This window comes from Mesorhizobium sp. B2-8-3 (genome assembly GCF_006440815.1).
GTDB lineage: Bacteria > Pseudomonadota > Alphaproteobacteria > Rhizobiales > Rhizobiaceae > Mesorhizobium.
In genome coordinates this window covers 42331-57211 of sequence record NZ_VFTW01000017.1, presented here as the reverse complement: position 1 = coordinate 57211, position 14881 = coordinate 42331, and the positions used below count along the sequence as shown (strand labels likewise).

Below are 14881 nucleotides of genomic sequence, written 5' to 3'. Positions count from 1 at the left end.
CTTACTTGGAGAGCTGGATCACCTTGTCGGTGCTGGTGACGATCACCCACTTGCCGCCGCGCTGCTCGATCGAGGCGACGCGGCTGGAATCGGGCAGAACCGAGCCGCGCTGGACGATCCACAGACCAGTATCGTCCTCGATCATGGCGCGGCCGTTGGCGACATGCACCATCTTGAATTCCGAAGCGGCGGCGGGGAAGGGCTGGTCGCCCGGCGGTGGCGCGGGATCGTCCTGCACCGTTCCGGTGGCGAACAGGTCGATATCGGCATTGGGAACGTCCTTGGCCGTCAGCGGTCCGCTGCGTTCGGCCACGATGCCGCCGCCGGCGCGTCCGGAGTTGCTGCCGCTGCCGCCGAACTTGATGGCCTGAACGCCGAACTGCTCCTGGTTGAAGAAGATATACCAGGGGAACAGCGCGCAGATCAGGCCGAGCGTGATGCCGAGCGCGGCGATGACTAAATCGCTGCGGCGGTCGGCGCTCTTGTCGGTGAGGCGCGGGAACTGGGCTTTCGGCGGCTCGGGCCATTGGGTGCGGGGAAAAAGGCCATCGAGCAACGAATCGCGGCTGGCCTGTGCCATGTCGGCAGTGGATGTCCGCGGCGGATGCGGCTTGTCGGCTCTGGTCGGAAGCGCCGTTGCCTTCTCCGTCCTGGCGAGCGCGGCCTTCTGCTTGGCAGTTCTTGCCGCGTCGGCCTCAGCCCGTTCCGCGGCCTCGGCCTCGGCAAGCATGTCGCGCAACATGCGCTCGGTGTATTGGAATTCAGTCTCCTTGATCGCCATTCAGCTTCCCCTTGAGATGGCGGGCGAGGTCGGCGAACGGATCGGCCGATGCGCGGTCCCTCGGCGATTGCGTGAGCGCCTCGTAAATCAGCGGCACCTGGCGCACCGCGTTGTCGAGCTCGGCATCGGCGCCGCTCTGGTAAGCGCCCAGCAGACGGATGTCGCGTGTATCCTCGAAGCGCGCGATCATCGATTTCAGCCTTGTCACCAGCATGCGCTGCTCGGCGCTCCAGGCCTTGTCGGCAAGGCGCGAGATCGACGACAGCGGATTGACCGGCGGATAACGACCCTGCTCGGCGAGCGCGCGGTCGAGCACGACATGGCCGTCGAGGATGCCGCGCACCGAGTCGGCGACCGGATCATTGTGGTCGTCGCCGTCGACCAGCACGGAAATGATGGCGGTGATCGAACCCTTACCTTTAACCCCGGGGCCTTCGGCCCCCGGCCCAGCGCGTTCGAGCAACTTCGGCAGGTCGGTGAAGACTGAGGCCGGATAGCCGCGCGCGACCGGCGGCTCGCCCGTTCCGGTCGCCACCTCACGCAGCGCATGCGCGAAGCGCGTGATGGAGTCCAGCACCAGCAGCACGCGATGGCCCTGGTCGCGGAAATGCTCGGCCACGCACATGGCCGTGTCGGGCGCGCGCCGGCGCATCATGGCGCTTTCGTCGCTGGTGGCGACGACGGCGACGGTCTTGGCCATGCTCTGGGCGCCGATCGTATCCTCGAGGAATTCGCGCACCTCGCGGCCGCGCTCGCCGATCAGCGCCACGACCACCGTATCGAAGGCCTCGGCGCCGGCCAGCATCGCAAGCAGCGTCGACTTGCCGACGCCGGAACCGGCGAAGATGCCAAGCCGCTGGCCGAAGCAGAGCGGCGTGAAGATGTCGATCACCCTGACGCCGGTGAGGAAGCCGGTGCCGACGCGCTGGCGCGCCAGGGCGCCAGGCGTCGCGCTATGCGCGGCATCGGCTGCATTCGGCCTGATCAGCGGCGGACCGCCGTCAATGACGCGGGTCAAGGCGTCGATCGCGCGCCCGCGCCAGGAGACATGCGGCGTGACCGCGAGCGGACCGCGGCGAAAGACGGCATCGCCGATGCCGGCATCGGTGCTGCGCTCGAACGGCGCGACCACCACCTCGTCGCTGCCGATCTTGACGATCTCGCCGCGGCGTGCGCCGGCCTTGCCGCGCTGCTCGACGATGTCGCCGAGCCTGGCAATTCCGGACAGGCCGCGAACCTTGTAATGCGTCGGCGAAATCTCGGCGACGCGGCCGCCGCGCGCAAGCAGCGCCTGCGGATCGTCGAACCGCCGCCAGACGCGTTCGAGCGCGGCCAGCCTGTCGGTCCGTCCGGTATCCGCCGGGCCCTCGGAAGCGCGCAACAGGGACGAGCCGGTCGTCATGCCGTCACTTCGAGCCGAGCGTCTTGATCGCGTCGTCGGTGGAGGAATCGGTCTGCCGCATCAGCGCCGCCGTGTTCTCGAAAGCGCGCTGCACCTGGATCAGCCGGGTCATTTCCAGAACCGGATTGACGTTCGACTCCTCCAGAAACCCTTGAGCGACGCCGACGTCCGAGCGATCGGTGACGGGTTCGGGCGTGCGTGCCGGAACGATGCCCGAATTGCCATAGCGGACGAAATTCTCGCCGGGGTCGAAATTGTAGAGACCGATGGCGCCGACCAGCTGGTCGTTCTGCCTGAGCGAGCCGTCGGCGCCCGCCTTGGGCGGGCCGTTGCGCGGATCGAGCTGGATCGGAGCACCACCGCTGTCCAGCACCGGGTAGCCTTCGATCGACATCAGTTCGCCGTTCTCGTTCATGGAGAAGCGGCCGTCGCGCGTCATCACCGTGCCGGCGGGCGTCTCGATGGCGAACCAGGCGTCGCCCTGGATGGCGAAGTCGAACGGATTGCCTGTTTCGGTCAGCGCGCCATGCGCGCCGGAAAGATAGGTCTTGCCGGAGGAGGCGAAGGAGACCGACCTCGGCCCGGTGCCCGAGACCACGTCCTCGAACTTCACGCCGGTGGCGCGAAAGCCGATGGTCGAGGCGTTGGCGACGTTGTCGGCGATGGTGTCGAGACGGCGCTCGAGCGCGATCTGCGAGGAAAGGGCGACGTAAAGACTGTCCTGCATGATCTTCTCAGAACTTCAACTGCTGCATGGCCATCATCAGATCGGTGGAGATGCCGACACTGGTCGGCTGCGCGAAGAGCACGCTGACAGACGTCACCGCCGTCGAGGTCGGGTGGTTGATCTCGTACATGCTGGTGAAGCGGGTCAGGAACTTGCTGAGCTTGTCCGGGTCGGTGAAGTCCGAGATGTCGAGCTTCTGCTCGAAGAGCTGCGCCTGCTTGTCGATGTCGGCGGTGGCAAAGGAATCGGGCAGGCCGAGCGCTGCGCGGACCACGCTGGCTAAAGCGGTGTCGGCGAGCACGTCGTACCAGCTGGTGATGTCCGGCGCCTTGCGCTGGAAATAAAGCGCCAGCCGCACGCCTTCGTTGGTCTGGCCGGCATTCTCTTCCAATGTCTGGCGCAGATACATGTCGACGGTCGGCTGCTGCGCCGCAACGCGAGTGGTGGTCGTGTCGCCGTACTGTGCGAAGTTGAAGGCGGCGGCGAGCCCGGCATAGGCCTTGTTGGCTTGCTGGTTGGCGACGCTGTCGGGATCCTTCACGCCGCCTTGCAGGACGGACTTGATGAGGTCCTTGTCCTCGGTGGCCGAATCCAGGCCGAACGCGGCCAGCGCGTAAGTGTAGAGCCGGTCGTTCGACATCAGATCGTCGATCGACTTCACCTTTGTGATATTGGCGAGATAGTAGGTCGTCTCGCCTTTCACATAGTCCGAATCCGGATCAAGGCCGGCGATCTCGGCCTGTGTGGCGTAGTTCGCCGTAACCTGCTGCTGTGTCGGGTTGTAGATCGTCGCACTGGTGCCATCGGCCGCGAAGTTGAAGGCAGCGACGAACTGGGCGTAGCGCTTGTCGGTCAGCTTGTTGGCGAAGCTGTCGGCGTCGGAGATGCCTTCCTTCAGCGCCTTGACCATGAAGGCCTTGGCATAGTCCATGTCCTCCAGCCCGTAAGCCTTCATGGCATATTTGAACAGGCGATCATTGTTTACGAAATCGTCGATCGATGTAACCTTGCCGATATTGGCCAGATAATACTGCGTATCGCGATCGACCGTCGGCTGTTTCTCAACCTGGACGATCGATTTGTTGATGTCTTTCGCGATCAACTGGTAGCTGGTGTAGGTACTGAGCAAGGATACGCCTCCGGCCGAAGCTATCCCTGCACAATAACGTCACTTCCTTGCGCGAAGCTGAATCGCGTTCGCGGCCTTCGATTCAAGCCTCACACAAGGCACGAGGACTATCCCTGATCACGACGTGACATGCGGAAGGACCTGTCGTGGGCATTCTGATCGGACTTGTGGTGACGCTCGGCTGCGTCCTCGGCGGCTTCATGGCCATGGGCGGGCATCTGCATGTGCTGATGCAGCCATGGGAAGCGGTGGTCATCTGCGGCGCCGCGCTCGGCACCTTCCTCGTCGCCAATCCGATGAAGACGGTCAAGGACACCGGCAAGGGTATTCTCGAAGCCTTCAAGCAGGCGGTGCCGAAGGAGCGCGACTACCTCGAGACGCTGGGCGTCCTGCACAGCCTGATGCGCGAACTGCGCTCGAAATCGCGCAGCGAAGTCGAGGCGCATATCGACAACCCGGAGGAGTCGGCCATCTTCCAGGCTTTTCCGACCGTGCTGAAGAACCACGACCTGACGAATTTCATCTGCGACTATTGCCGCATCATCATCATCGGCAATGCCCGCTCGCATGAGATCGAAGCGCTGATGGACGAAGAGATCCAGACGATCCGCACCGACAAGCTGAAAGCCTATCACGCGATGGTCGCGGTCGGCGACGGCCTGCCGGCGCTGGGCATCGTGGCGGCTGTGCTCGGCGTGGTGAAGGCGATGGGCGCGCTAGACCAGTCGCCGGAAATCCTCGGCGGCCTGATCGGCGCGGCACTCGTCGGGACCTTCCTCGGTATCTTCCTGTCCTATGCGGTGGTCGGTCCGGTCGCCACCAAGATCAAGACGGTGCGCGAAAAGAAGAATCGCCTCTACATCATCGTCAAGCAGACGCTGCTTGCGTATATGAACGGCGCCTTGCCGCAGGTGGCGATCGAATTCGGCCGCAAGACCATATCCTCCTACGAGCGTCCGACGATCGACGCGGTGGAGCAGAGCACCATGAACGCCGGCTCCGCCGAGAAGAAGGCGGCCTGAGCATGCTGCATCCGAGACCGGGCCGCCTGCCGTCATGACAAGTCCGGGCAGTCCTTCGCAAACCCGTGAGTTGATCATCGAGCGGCTCGTCGGCGACAGCGGCGAGGCGGCGCAGGTGATCGGCGTCGGCCGCGGCATGGCCGAGCGGGCGCTGCCGGTGTTGCAGAAGGCGCTTGCGGGCGAGCTCGGCGCGCCAGTGATCGTCGATCTGCAAGTGGTGGAGGTCGGCCGCGTTCCCGAGGCGCGTTCGCGCGCCGGCGATGCCTTTGCGCTGACCGTTGTTGCCTCGCCGGCCTCGGCCGATGCCATGACGCTGGTGATGGATGCGCAAGCGGTCGCCGTCATGGTGAGCGCGCTGTTCGGCGGCGATCCCGACCAGCCGGTGGCGCCGATCGAGCGCGACCTGTCGCAGATCGAGGCCGACGTCGCGACCAGCGTGTTCCAGGAGGTCGCGACGGCACTCAACGGATCCGGCAAACGTTCGCTCGAGCTGCGCCTGCCGGTGCCGAAAGCAATATCCGGCAACGATGCGAGGCGGCGGGTGCTGCGCGACGGCGCCGCCGTGCGCATCGTCTATGGCCTGTCGACGCCGTCCGACAGCGGCACGCTCACGGTGATGATCCCGCAGCGCCTGCTGCTTTCCTCGCGCAGCGGCGACGTCGCCACGGGCGAGGACGGCGAGACCACGGAATTCGACTGGCGGGCCCGCTTCTCCGAAGAGGTGATGCGCTCGACCGTCCGGCTCGAAGCGACGATGCCGCTCGCCCGGCTGACGCTCGGCGACCTCGCCGCGTTCGAACCCGGCCAGGTGATCGAATTCGAGGAGAACGCGCAGCTCAACGCCAGGCTCAGCGCCCGCGACAAGACACTGTTTGTCTGCGAGTTCGGCAAGCTGGGGCAGAATTACACCGTCCGCATCAGTCATCCGCATGATGCCGGGCAGGATTTCATCGACGGACTGATGCCGGGCTGACGCCAGGCCCGGGATTCATGGAGACGAAGCATGGCAGCGACAAATGTGGAAGCCGAGGCCGAAACGGAAACCGGCCAACCTAACGAGCAGCTTGATCGCGCTATCGAAGAACTGCGCGGCGTGCTCCGTGAAGAGGAGGGTCGTCCGGACGCTGCGCTTCGGTCTGGCGCCAATTCCTCGATCATCATGACCATTCCGGTAGACGTGCAGATCATCCTCGGCAGCACGGAGATGCCCGTGTCGGAGTTGATGGCGCTGCAGAAGGGTTCCACCGTCGCGCTCAATCGCCGCATCGGCGAGCCGGTCGACGTGGTGGTCAACGGCCGCAGAATAGCGCGCGGCGAGATCACGGTGCTGGAAAGCGATCCGACGCGTTTCGGCATCCGGCTCACCGAAATCATCGCCGCGACGAAGAGCGCCTGAGAATGGCGGGCGAGCGGACCAATCGGCAGCGAGGACAGCACGCATGACGACGGCATTGGCGCTCACACGTCCGCAAAAGGCGGCGGCCATATTGGTGGCCATGGGCAAGCCCGCGGCCAGCCGCCTGCTCAAATTCTTCAAACAGGACGAGTTGAAGGCGCTGATCGAGGGCGCGCGTCTCTTACGCACCATTCCACAGGCCGACCTGGAGCGCATCGTCGCCGAGTTCGAAGCCGAGTTCACCGAGGGCGCCGGCCTGCTCGATTCCGCCGACCGGATGGATACGATCCTGAACGAATCGCTGTCGCCCGAGGAGATGAGCGCCATCATGGGCGAAAAGAAGTTCGAGCCGGTTCCGGAAGGACCGCCGCCGATATGGCCGGACCTCGAGAAGCTCGAGCCGGCGCGGCTTGGCGGCTTCCTTGCCGGCGAGCATCCGCAGACGTCGGCCATGGTGCTTTCGAAGCTCGCGCCGCAGACGGCCGCCAACGTGCTGCTCACCATGGAAAAACCGATGCGCAGTCAGATCATCAAGCGCATGGTGACAATGGCTAATGTTCCGGACGCGGCGTCCAGGATCGTCGAAAACCAGCTGCGCGTGAGCGTGCTGTCGCAGAAGGCCAGCAGGGACACGTCCGCCGGCCAGGAACGCGTCGCCAGCATGCTCAACGAAATGGCGAAGCCGGAACTGGACGACCTCATGCAGGACCTGGAGGACGTCGGCACGCCCGATCTCGCCGGCGTCAGGTCGCGGCTGTTCGCCTTCGACGATCTGCCGCTGCTTCCGCAGAAAGCCCGGGTTTTGTTGTTCGACGGGCTATCGACCGAGCTCGTCACGCTGGCGCTGCGCGGCGCGGCGCCGGAACTCGCCGAATCGGCGCTCTCGGCGATCGGCGCGCGCTCTCGCCGCATGATCGAATCCGAACTCGGACAGGGATCGGAAGGCATTGCGCTTGCCGACATCATGGCGGCGCGCAAGAGCATATCGGTCGCCGCCATCCGGCTGTCGCGCGAAGGAGCCTTCGAGCTGCCCTCGACGCAGACCGCCGCCGCCGAAGCCGCTTGACGATAATCACCCGGTCAGAGCGCCATGGCTGAAGCGGTCGACAAGGATTCCAAAACAGAGGAAGCCACAGAAAAGAAGATCCGCGACACGATCGAACAGGGCAAGCTGCCCCATTCGCGTGAGACCGCGATCTTTGCGTCCTTCCTCGCCATACTGGTTTTCGCCGTCTTCTATGCCAAGGACGCGATCGTCGATCTCGGCATGTTCCTGTCGACGTTCCTGGAAAAGCCGGAAGCCTGGCCGATGGACACCGAGACCGACGTCATTTCGCTCTACAAGCAGGTCATGGTCGAGATCGGCGGCGCCGTCGTCAGCCTGCTGGTGCTGCTGACGGTTGCCGGCATCGGCGCCTCGGTGTTCCAGAACATGCCGCAAATCGTCGGCGAACGGATCAGGCCACAGCTGTCGCGCATCTCGATCGCCAAGGGCTGGAGCCGGATGTTCGGCGTGCAGGGGTGGGTCGAATTCCTGAAGTCGCTGGCCAAGCTCGGCTTCGCTATCGCGGTGTTGACCTTCACGCTCTCGGAAGATCATCGCAAGCTGCTCGCCGGCATGATCACCAATCCGGTCTCGTTCGGTCTTGTCATACGCGGCATCTTCGTCGACATATTGGTGGCGATCGTCTTCGTCATGGGGCTGATCGCGGTGGTCGACATCGTCTGGTCGCGTTTCCACTGGCGAAGCGACCTGCGCATGACCAAGCAGGAAGTCAAGGACGAGATGAAGCAGTCGGAAGGCGATCCGATCGTCAAGTCGCGGCTGCGCTCGCTGGCGCGCGACCGGGCGCGCAAGCGCATGATGACGGCCGTGCCGCGCGCGACGCTGGTGATCGCCAACCCGACGCACTATTCGATCGCGCTGAAATATGTGCGGGAGGAAGATTCCGCGCCGATCGTGCTGGCCAAGGGGCAGGACCTGGTGGCGCTCAAGATCCGCGAGATCGCCAGGGAGAACGACATCCCGATCTTCGAGGACGTGGCGCTCGCGCGCTCCATGTACAAGCAAGTTTCGGTTGATAGCGTGATCCCGTCGCAATTCTACCAGGCCGTCGCCGAGTTGGTGCGGATCGTCTACTCGAAGAAGGCCACGCGCAAAGCAACCCAATGAACGGACGCCGCTAATCCATGGACCGGCAACCACACGCCAACTCCCGCGAGCTGATCGTCGCCAGCGCCATCGAGCCCGTGGTGGGCGAATTGAGGCTCATCGACGTTGCCGACTATATCGCCTTCATCCGGCTCGAGCATTTCGCCTGCCTCTCGGACCTGGTGGACTCGGCGGCCGAGCTTTACTTCCGGCCGGGCAAGCTGCGGCTCGGCCATGGGGGCGAGGCGCATGTCGACTGGAGCGGCAGCCCGCGCATCGTGCTCGATCTCGAGCTGCGCCCGCGCGGCGTGACGGTCTATTTCCAGCTGACGCTGACCGAGCACGAGGCGTCCGTGGTGGTCAACTACGTGTCGTTCGAGAAGCCCGGCGAGACGCCCGAGCACAACACGGCCTTGCTCGAGGACGCGATCGAAGAGGCTCGCATCCGCAGGACCGAGCCGCTCGCATTCCCCTGACGATTTGATTGCAGCCGTGCCAATCTCGCTGCAGCGCGTTTACAGCGCCGCAGTTGTGTAGCTATTCGATCAGGCCGAGCCGCAACGCCTTGGCGACCGCCTGGTTGCGGTTGACCGCGTTGAGCTTCTGCGTCGACTGAGTGAGGTACTGGTTGGCGGTATGCACCGAGAGCTTGAGGAGCTTGGCGATCTCTTCGCTGGTGTTGCCGTTGGCGGTCAGCTTCAGGCATTCGAGCTCGCGCTTGGAGATCGAGCGCGTCCTGCCGGTGTCGCCGGGGCGGATGCGGGCGACCGCCGCGAAAAGCGCGAAGGAGCGGGCATGGATCTCGCACAGCATGTCGTCGGACAGCGCGATCTCCGAGCCCAGGAAGACGACCAGCCCGCATTGGCCGCGATCGGCATGCACCGGAAAGGCGATGCCGTTGGTGCCGGGCGCCAGCGGCGCGGTCGGCTCGGCCCAGGCGAGCGGCTGAAAGGCGTGCCGCGATCCGGCGGAGCCGTCGTCGGCCCACCAGCGCGGCGCCGTCGAGATGCGGCTGTGGCGCACCATATCCTCGCCATTGGCGCCGGAGATGAATTTGGTCGCGACCGCGGTGCCGGGATAGTCGGAATCGAAACACGCCACGAGACGCGCGCGCTCGGGCGACGGGCTGACGAAATAGAGGCCGAAGGCCGAGGCGTTGATATCGACGGCGATCCAGCGGCTGCGACGCACGGCATCCGGAATGGTGACCGCGTGATGGGTCTCCGAGCCGAGCGAGAAGGCGCCGAACGGATTGCATTGATCGTTGAAAAGGGCCGCGGCGGCCTCTTTGACCTGTGCGTGCTTCAAATGATGCCGCTCCTGATCGCGGTCGCGATCGCCATCGCGCGGTTGCTGGCCGCGAACTTCTGGATGGCGTGCGTGATGTAGCTGTTGACGGTGTTCGACGAGACACCGAGGATGACGGCCACCTCGTCGGTGGTCTTGCCTTCCGAAACCCAGAACAGGCATTCGCGCTCGCGGTCCGACAGCGGATCCTGCATGGACGCCGCGGCGATCAGCTGCGGAATGCTGGAAAGCGCGTAGCAGCATTTGATCTGCGCCTTCATCAGGGCGGCCAGGTCGATCTTGCCCGCCTCGGCGGCTGAGAACAGCACGAACAGGCGCTGCCGGCCGACATTGAGCCGCAACGAATAGATTTCGGCGTGGCCGAGCACGTCGAGCAGGCGGGCTTCCTCGCCGGTCAGCAATGCGCCGGCGTCGGGCGCGTGCGCCGCCACCAGCGGCTTCGGGCGTACGCCCGGCGCCACGGTCAAGGGGCCCAGCGCCAGGTTGGCAATCAGCCTTTTGCCGATCAGCTCTATGCCGTCGAAGATCCAGTTCGAGGAGACGATGCGCGCATCGTTGCGGTCCTGGTCGTGCACGATGGCGACCAGCATGTAGCTGTCGGCGCCGATATCGGCGGCAAGCTGCATGAAGAAACTGGTGAGATCGCCGCGCGATGTCAGGCGCGAGCCTGAAGCGTCGGGTTGGAGAAGCGCGGCGGAACTGCTCATTTTAATTCTTGGATTCTTGCCGGAATCGATCCTTGTGCCCGGTGCTGGCAAAACCAGCGGCCGGACCCGAAACGCGTCACGTTTACGAAGACACACCCACGGGCGCGAACGGCGCCCAACCGCGCCGAATCCCTCTAGGGAACGCGAAACCGTCCGCGTCTGGTACCGGCCTGGCGCCGGAACTCGAGACTTTGGGTGGTCGCCGCGCCCCCCATGGACCGGCTGATTCGGGTCTAATCTACCCGCAGATGAATCCGACATCAAACGCGATTTGACAAAATCGAATCCGGTGGACTCGCTTTGCGACTCAGCAGCCGGTCTTCGCGTTACTTGGCGGTGATTTCACAGTCGAATTGAGCCGATGATTTCGCGGCGGGGTCACAAAAACACGCCCCCGGTTGCATCCAAGGGCGTATCTCCTTCAAGGGGATTGGCTTAAAGCGCGTCGCGCTGAAGCGGATTCAGGCGACGCGCTTTAAGGCTTTGTTTTCATGCATGTCGTTAGCGCAAAACCGTTGCACACTTTTGTGCGACACGCATTAGCGATCCTCGAAGCCGGTCAGCACGCCGACGGCGTTGATGCCGATCTCTTCGACGGCGTAGCCGCCCTCCATGACGAACAGCGTGGGCAGGCCGAGCCTGGCGATGCGGCGGCCGATCTTGGGATAGTCCTCGCTCTTCAGCTTGAACTGGCTGATCGGATCCTTCTCGAAAGTGTCGACGCCGAGCGAGACGATGACGACATCGGGGGCGTAGGCCGCGAGCCTGGCGCAGGCGTCCTCCAGCGACGCGCTCCAGCCGTCCCAGTTGGTGCCGAAGGGCATCGGGTAATTGACGTTGAAACCTTCGCCTTCGCCTTCGCCGCGCTCGTCGGCATGACCGAGGAAGAAGGGATACTCGACCATCGGGTCGCCATGCAGGTTGAGGACCTGGATGTCGCCGCGGCGGTAGAAGATCTCCTGCGTGCCGTTGCCGTGATGGTAGTCGACATCGAGGATCGAGACGCGTTTGGCGCCCTGGTCGCGATACCACTGCGCGACGACGGCGGCGTTGTTGATGAAGCAGTAGCCGCCCATAAAGGCGGCGCCGGCGTGATGGCCGGGCGGGCGGCAGAGCGCGAAGGCGGTGCGCTCGCCGCCCTTGACCAGTGCGGCGGCGGTCAGCGCGACGTCATAGGAGGACTTGATCGCAGCCCAGGTGCCTTCGACGAAGGTGGCGCCGGCGTCGAAGGAATAATAGCCGAGCAAGGCATCGACGCGCTTCGGCGGCACGTCGCCGCGCAGGCCGCGCGTCGGCCAGGTGAAGCCCATGGCCGAGCCCTTGAAGCCGGCGGCAACCCATTCCGGCCATACCGTCGGCAGGAAATCGATGTAATGGGCTTCATGCACGCGTTTGGCGGCGGCGAGGTCGTGCTCGGTCGGTCCGATGATCGGCCCGAGCTTCTCGCTCTCCACCCGCGCCCTGATGAATTCGGCCCGCGACGGCTTCTCGAAACCCGGCACGATCGCCGATGTGACCAGTTCCATCTGGCCTGAATGGCCGGCATGAAGCGGCGAATAGACAGTTTTCATAGAAATTCCCCTGGAAGTGCGAAATCAGTTGGAGGTGCGAAATTCAGTCGAGATTGAGATGGGGGGTCACCAGAGCGAGCCACATGGCTTCCACATCGTCCTCGATGAGGTCGAATGTCCTGCGGTCCTTCTTCAGCCCGACAAGCCGGCAGACATGGCCGACTTCCATCATCAGCACGCCGAGCCGGCTGGCGATCTTGTCTTCGAGAGCCGGATTCACATGCTGCAGCCAGGCGGCGTAGAGGGCGATGATCTCCTTGTCATATTCGTCCTGGATCGGCCTCAGGTCGGCATTGCCGGATATGGCCTCGATCACCGGCATCAACGTGGCGTTGTCGAGATAGAGCCTGGACGTGTCGATGAAGAGCTTGCGCACTTCGCGCCGAAATTCCTCGCGGTCGGTTGGCCGGGGGACGTCGATGCGCTTTTGGATGACCTCAGGAAAAGACGACAGCCAGCGCCGGGCCAGGTCCAGAAGAATGGCCTCCTTGTTGGGAAAGTACTGATAAACCGAACCGACCGACAAGCCCGCGCGCTGCGCGATGGCGAGCGTCGTCGGCGTTCTGGTTCCTTGCTCGCGCGTCAGGATCAGCGCCGCGTCGAGAATCCTGTCGACCACCTTGCTTGACCGTTGCTGCCGCGGCTGCTTGCGCGGTTCGAGCGCTATCTTGGTCTTGCGGTCGAGACTGCGCTTCACTGCTCGTTGCCCCCGTTCCCCGCTCGGCCTCACCATCGGCGCGCGGTGCAGTCCACTATACATTCCAGATTCCGGCTGTTGACAAACGCGAATAAACAGTCGCATTCTTTATCCACGCTGTCTTCCACGATAACAAGGGGAATTTCGAAGACGGCGCATCGGCATCGGCTTTTGTTCACTGCGTCGCCCGGTGGAGCGGCGGCTCGTCGGATGTGGCGTTGTCGATCCCTCAGCAAAATGTGGAGTCGCGATGTCGGTTGCGGATGGTGGTGCGGATCTGGTGGTCGTCAACGGCCGAGTGCTGACCATCGATGATGACAATCCCGCCGCCGAGGCTGTTGCCGTCAAGGACGGCGTCATCATTGCCATAGGCGACCGCGCTTCCATCGAAGAGCTCAAGGGGCCGGCGACAAAGGTTGTCGACGCCCAGGGCGGCTCCGTCCTGCCAGGCTTCATCGAAGCGCATATGCATCTCTTCGGCGGCGCGGCCGAGCTCGATAACCTGCATCTGGCGGGCGTGCACGGCTTCGACGCGCTGCGCGATGCGATCCAGGATTTCGCCGCCAGGCGCCCCGACGCCAGGCTCCTGATCGGGGCCGGCGTCGATTACGCGATCCTGCCGGAGCCGGTGACGCGCCACGATCTCGACCGCATCATTCCCGACCGTCCCTTCGCCATGTCGGCTTCGGACCACCACACGATGTGGGCGAACACCAAGGCGCTGGAAGAGGCCGGGCTGCTGCATGGCAGGCAGGTCGGACAGGGCAACGAGATCGTCATGGGCGCCGACGGACTTGCCGCGGGCGAGCTGCGCGAAGGCGAGGCCTTCGGGCCGCTCCTCGACCATTACGGGGCAAGCCGGACGCGGCTTGGCCTCGAGGGCGCCGAGCCGGATCCTTATCCTTCGGCGAAGGAACTGGCGGCCGATCGCGACCTGATGCATCGCGGCCTTGAATGGTGCGCCAAGCATGGCATCACCTCGATCCAGAACATGGACGGCAATCTCTACCAGCTCGAGCTGCTGGCCGGGCTGGAAAAAGAGGGACGGCTGCTTTGCCGCACCAAGATCCCGTTCCACTTCAAGAATTTCATGACGCTGGACATGCTGGAAAAAGCCTCGCGGATGGCCGCGAGCTACAATTCGGAATGGCTGTCGTCCGGTATGGTCAAGGTCTTCTATGACGGCGTGCTGGATTCCTGGACGGCGGTGATGGTCGACGACTATGCCGACCGTCCCGGATGGCGCGGCGAACCACTGTTTTCGCCGGAGCATTTCGCCGAAGTGGCGGTCGAGACCGACAGGCGCGGCCTGCAGATCGCCGTGCATTCGATCGGCGACGGCGCGGTGCGGGCGGTGCTCGACGGCTACCAGGCGGCGCTGAAGAAGAACGGCAGGCGCGACAGCCGGCATCGCATCGAGCATATCGAGGTGATCACGGCCTCCGACGTGCCGCGCTTCGCCGAACTCGGCGTTCTGGCGTCGATGCAGCCGGCGCATCCGCCGGGCGCGCTGAACTTCCCGATGGAGCCGACGATCTCGCGCATCGGCCGCGACAAGTGGGCGCTGAGCTATGCCTGGCGCACGCTGAAAAATGCCGGCGCGCGCGTCGTGTTCGCATCCGACTGGCCGGTTTCGCCGGTCGATCCGATCCTGTCCATCCAGGCGGCAGTGATGCGCAAGCCTTGGGCAGAAGGCATGCCGGACCAGAGCTTCTCGCTGCAGGAAGCAATCGAGGGCTACACCGTCGAGGGCGCCTATGCGGAGTTCATGGAAGATCGCAAGGGTCGCCTCAAAACCGGATATCTCGCCGATATCGTCGTTTTGTCGGCTGATATCGAGGCGACCGCGCCGGAAGCGCTGCACACCGTGCGTCCGGTGACCACCATCTGCGGGGGCAAGATCACCTACCAAGCCTAACGATGGCATAGGAATTGCTTAATTGAATAGGGACTCGGATCGAGTCACTGCTCCGCAGTTGCCAAGCCGAC

15 protein-coding genes are annotated in these 14881 nt (G+C 64.2%); 7 read left to right on the top strand and 8 right to left on the bottom strand.

The window, feature by feature from the left end:
- Nucleotide 1: 1 nt before the first annotated feature.
- From FJ418_RS22230 to FJ418_RS22215, 4 genes are read right to left on the bottom strand one after another with little or no spacing between them, the layout of a single operon-like run.
- A complete protein-coding gene (locus FJ418_RS22230; RefSeq protein ID WP_140869269.1) occupies nt 2–781 on the bottom strand; it encodes a hypothetical protein in 780 nt (259 codons plus the stop codon).
- Entirely contained in the window at nt 762–2183 is a 1422-nt protein-coding gene (gene fliI / locus FJ418_RS22225; protein WP_140869266.1) for a flagellar protein export ATPase FliI, read from the bottom strand. The genes FJ418_RS22230 and fliI overlap by 20 nt, the downstream gene beginning before the upstream one ends.
- A gap of 4 nt (nt 2184–2187) precedes the next feature.
- Nucleotides 2188–2910, bottom strand: a complete 723-nt coding sequence (gene flgF / locus FJ418_RS22220; protein ID WP_140707025.1) for a flagellar basal-body rod protein FlgF — start codon at nt 2908–2910, stop codon at nt 2188–2190.
- Between the two features lie 7 nt (nt 2911–2917).
- Complete coding sequence (locus FJ418_RS22215) at nt 2918–4039, bottom strand: DUF1217 domain-containing protein (RefSeq protein ID WP_140869263.1); 1122 nt, start codon at nt 4037–4039, stop codon at nt 2918–2920.
- A gap of 146 nt (nt 4040–4185) precedes the next feature.
- On the opposite strand from FJ418_RS22215, the gene motA reads away from it, so the two are divergent.
- From motA to FJ418_RS22185, 6 genes are read left to right on the top strand one after another with little or no spacing between them, the layout of a single operon-like run.
- Entirely contained in the window at nt 4186–5061 is an 876-nt protein-coding gene (gene motA / locus FJ418_RS22210) for a flagellar motor stator protein MotA (RefSeq protein ID WP_140642105.1), read from the top strand.
- Nucleotides 5062–5095: 34 nt separating this feature from the next.
- Nucleotides 5096–6034, top strand: coding sequence for a FliM/FliN family flagellar motor switch protein (locus tag FJ418_RS22205; protein ID WP_140707031.1), 939 nt, complete (start codon nt 5096–5098; stop codon nt 6032–6034).
- 30 nt (nt 6035–6064) lie between these two features.
- Nucleotides 6065–6457 (top strand): flagellar motor switch protein FliN, encoded by a 393-nt coding sequence (fliN, locus tag FJ418_RS22200; RefSeq protein WP_140642101.1) that lies wholly within the window; start codon nt 6065–6067, stop codon nt 6455–6457.
- 43 nt (nt 6458–6500) lie between these two features.
- Nucleotides 6501–7523 carry a flagellar motor switch protein FliG gene (locus tag FJ418_RS22195; RefSeq protein WP_140869260.1) on the top strand — a complete coding sequence of 341 codons (1023 nt, stop codon included), beginning with the start codon at nt 6501–6503 and terminating at the stop codon, nt 7521–7523.
- Nucleotides 7524–7547: 24 nt separating this feature from the next.
- Complete coding sequence (flhB, locus tag FJ418_RS22190) at nt 7548–8630, top strand: flagellar biosynthesis protein FlhB (RefSeq protein ID WP_140869257.1); 1083 nt, start codon at nt 7548–7550, stop codon at nt 8628–8630.
- A 17-nt stretch (nt 8631–8647) separates the two neighbouring features.
- Nucleotides 8648–9085: a hypothetical protein gene (locus tag FJ418_RS22185; protein WP_140642095.1), complete on the top strand. Its 438-nt coding sequence runs from the start codon at nt 8648–8650 to the stop codon at nt 9083–9085.
- A gap of 61 nt (nt 9086–9146) precedes the next feature.
- On the opposite strand, the gene FJ418_RS22180 is transcribed toward FJ418_RS22185, so the two are convergent.
- From FJ418_RS22180 to FJ418_RS22165, 4 genes are all read right to left on the bottom strand, one after another.
- Nucleotides 9147–9917, bottom strand: a complete 771-nt coding sequence (locus FJ418_RS22180) for a helix-turn-helix transcriptional regulator (protein ID WP_140869254.1) — start codon at nt 9915–9917, stop codon at nt 9147–9149.
- Complete coding sequence (locus FJ418_RS22175; protein ID WP_140642090.1) at nt 9914–10624, bottom strand: helix-turn-helix transcriptional regulator; 711 nt, start codon at nt 10622–10624, stop codon at nt 9914–9916. The genes FJ418_RS22180 and FJ418_RS22175 overlap by 4 nt, the downstream gene beginning before the upstream one ends.
- A 539-nt stretch (nt 10625–11163) precedes the next feature.
- Nucleotides 11164–12195, bottom strand: coding sequence for a histone deacetylase family protein (locus FJ418_RS22170; protein ID WP_140869251.1), 1032 nt, complete (start codon nt 12193–12195; stop codon nt 11164–11166).
- A 43-nt stretch (nt 12196–12238) separates the two neighbouring features.
- The gene (locus FJ418_RS22165; RefSeq protein WP_140869248.1) at nt 12239–12892 is read right to left on the bottom strand and encodes a TetR/AcrR family transcriptional regulator; all 654 of its coding nucleotides are present in this window, start codon (nt 12890–12892) and stop codon (nt 12239–12241) included.
- Between the two features lie 250 nt (nt 12893–13142).
- Here FJ418_RS22165 and FJ418_RS22160 point away from each other — a divergent pair, with 250 nt between their 5' ends.
- Nucleotides 13143–14810: an amidohydrolase gene (locus tag FJ418_RS22160; protein ID WP_140869245.1), complete on the top strand. Its 1668-nt coding sequence runs from the start codon at nt 13143–13145 to the stop codon at nt 14808–14810.
- Nucleotides 14811–14881 lie beyond the last annotated feature (71 nt).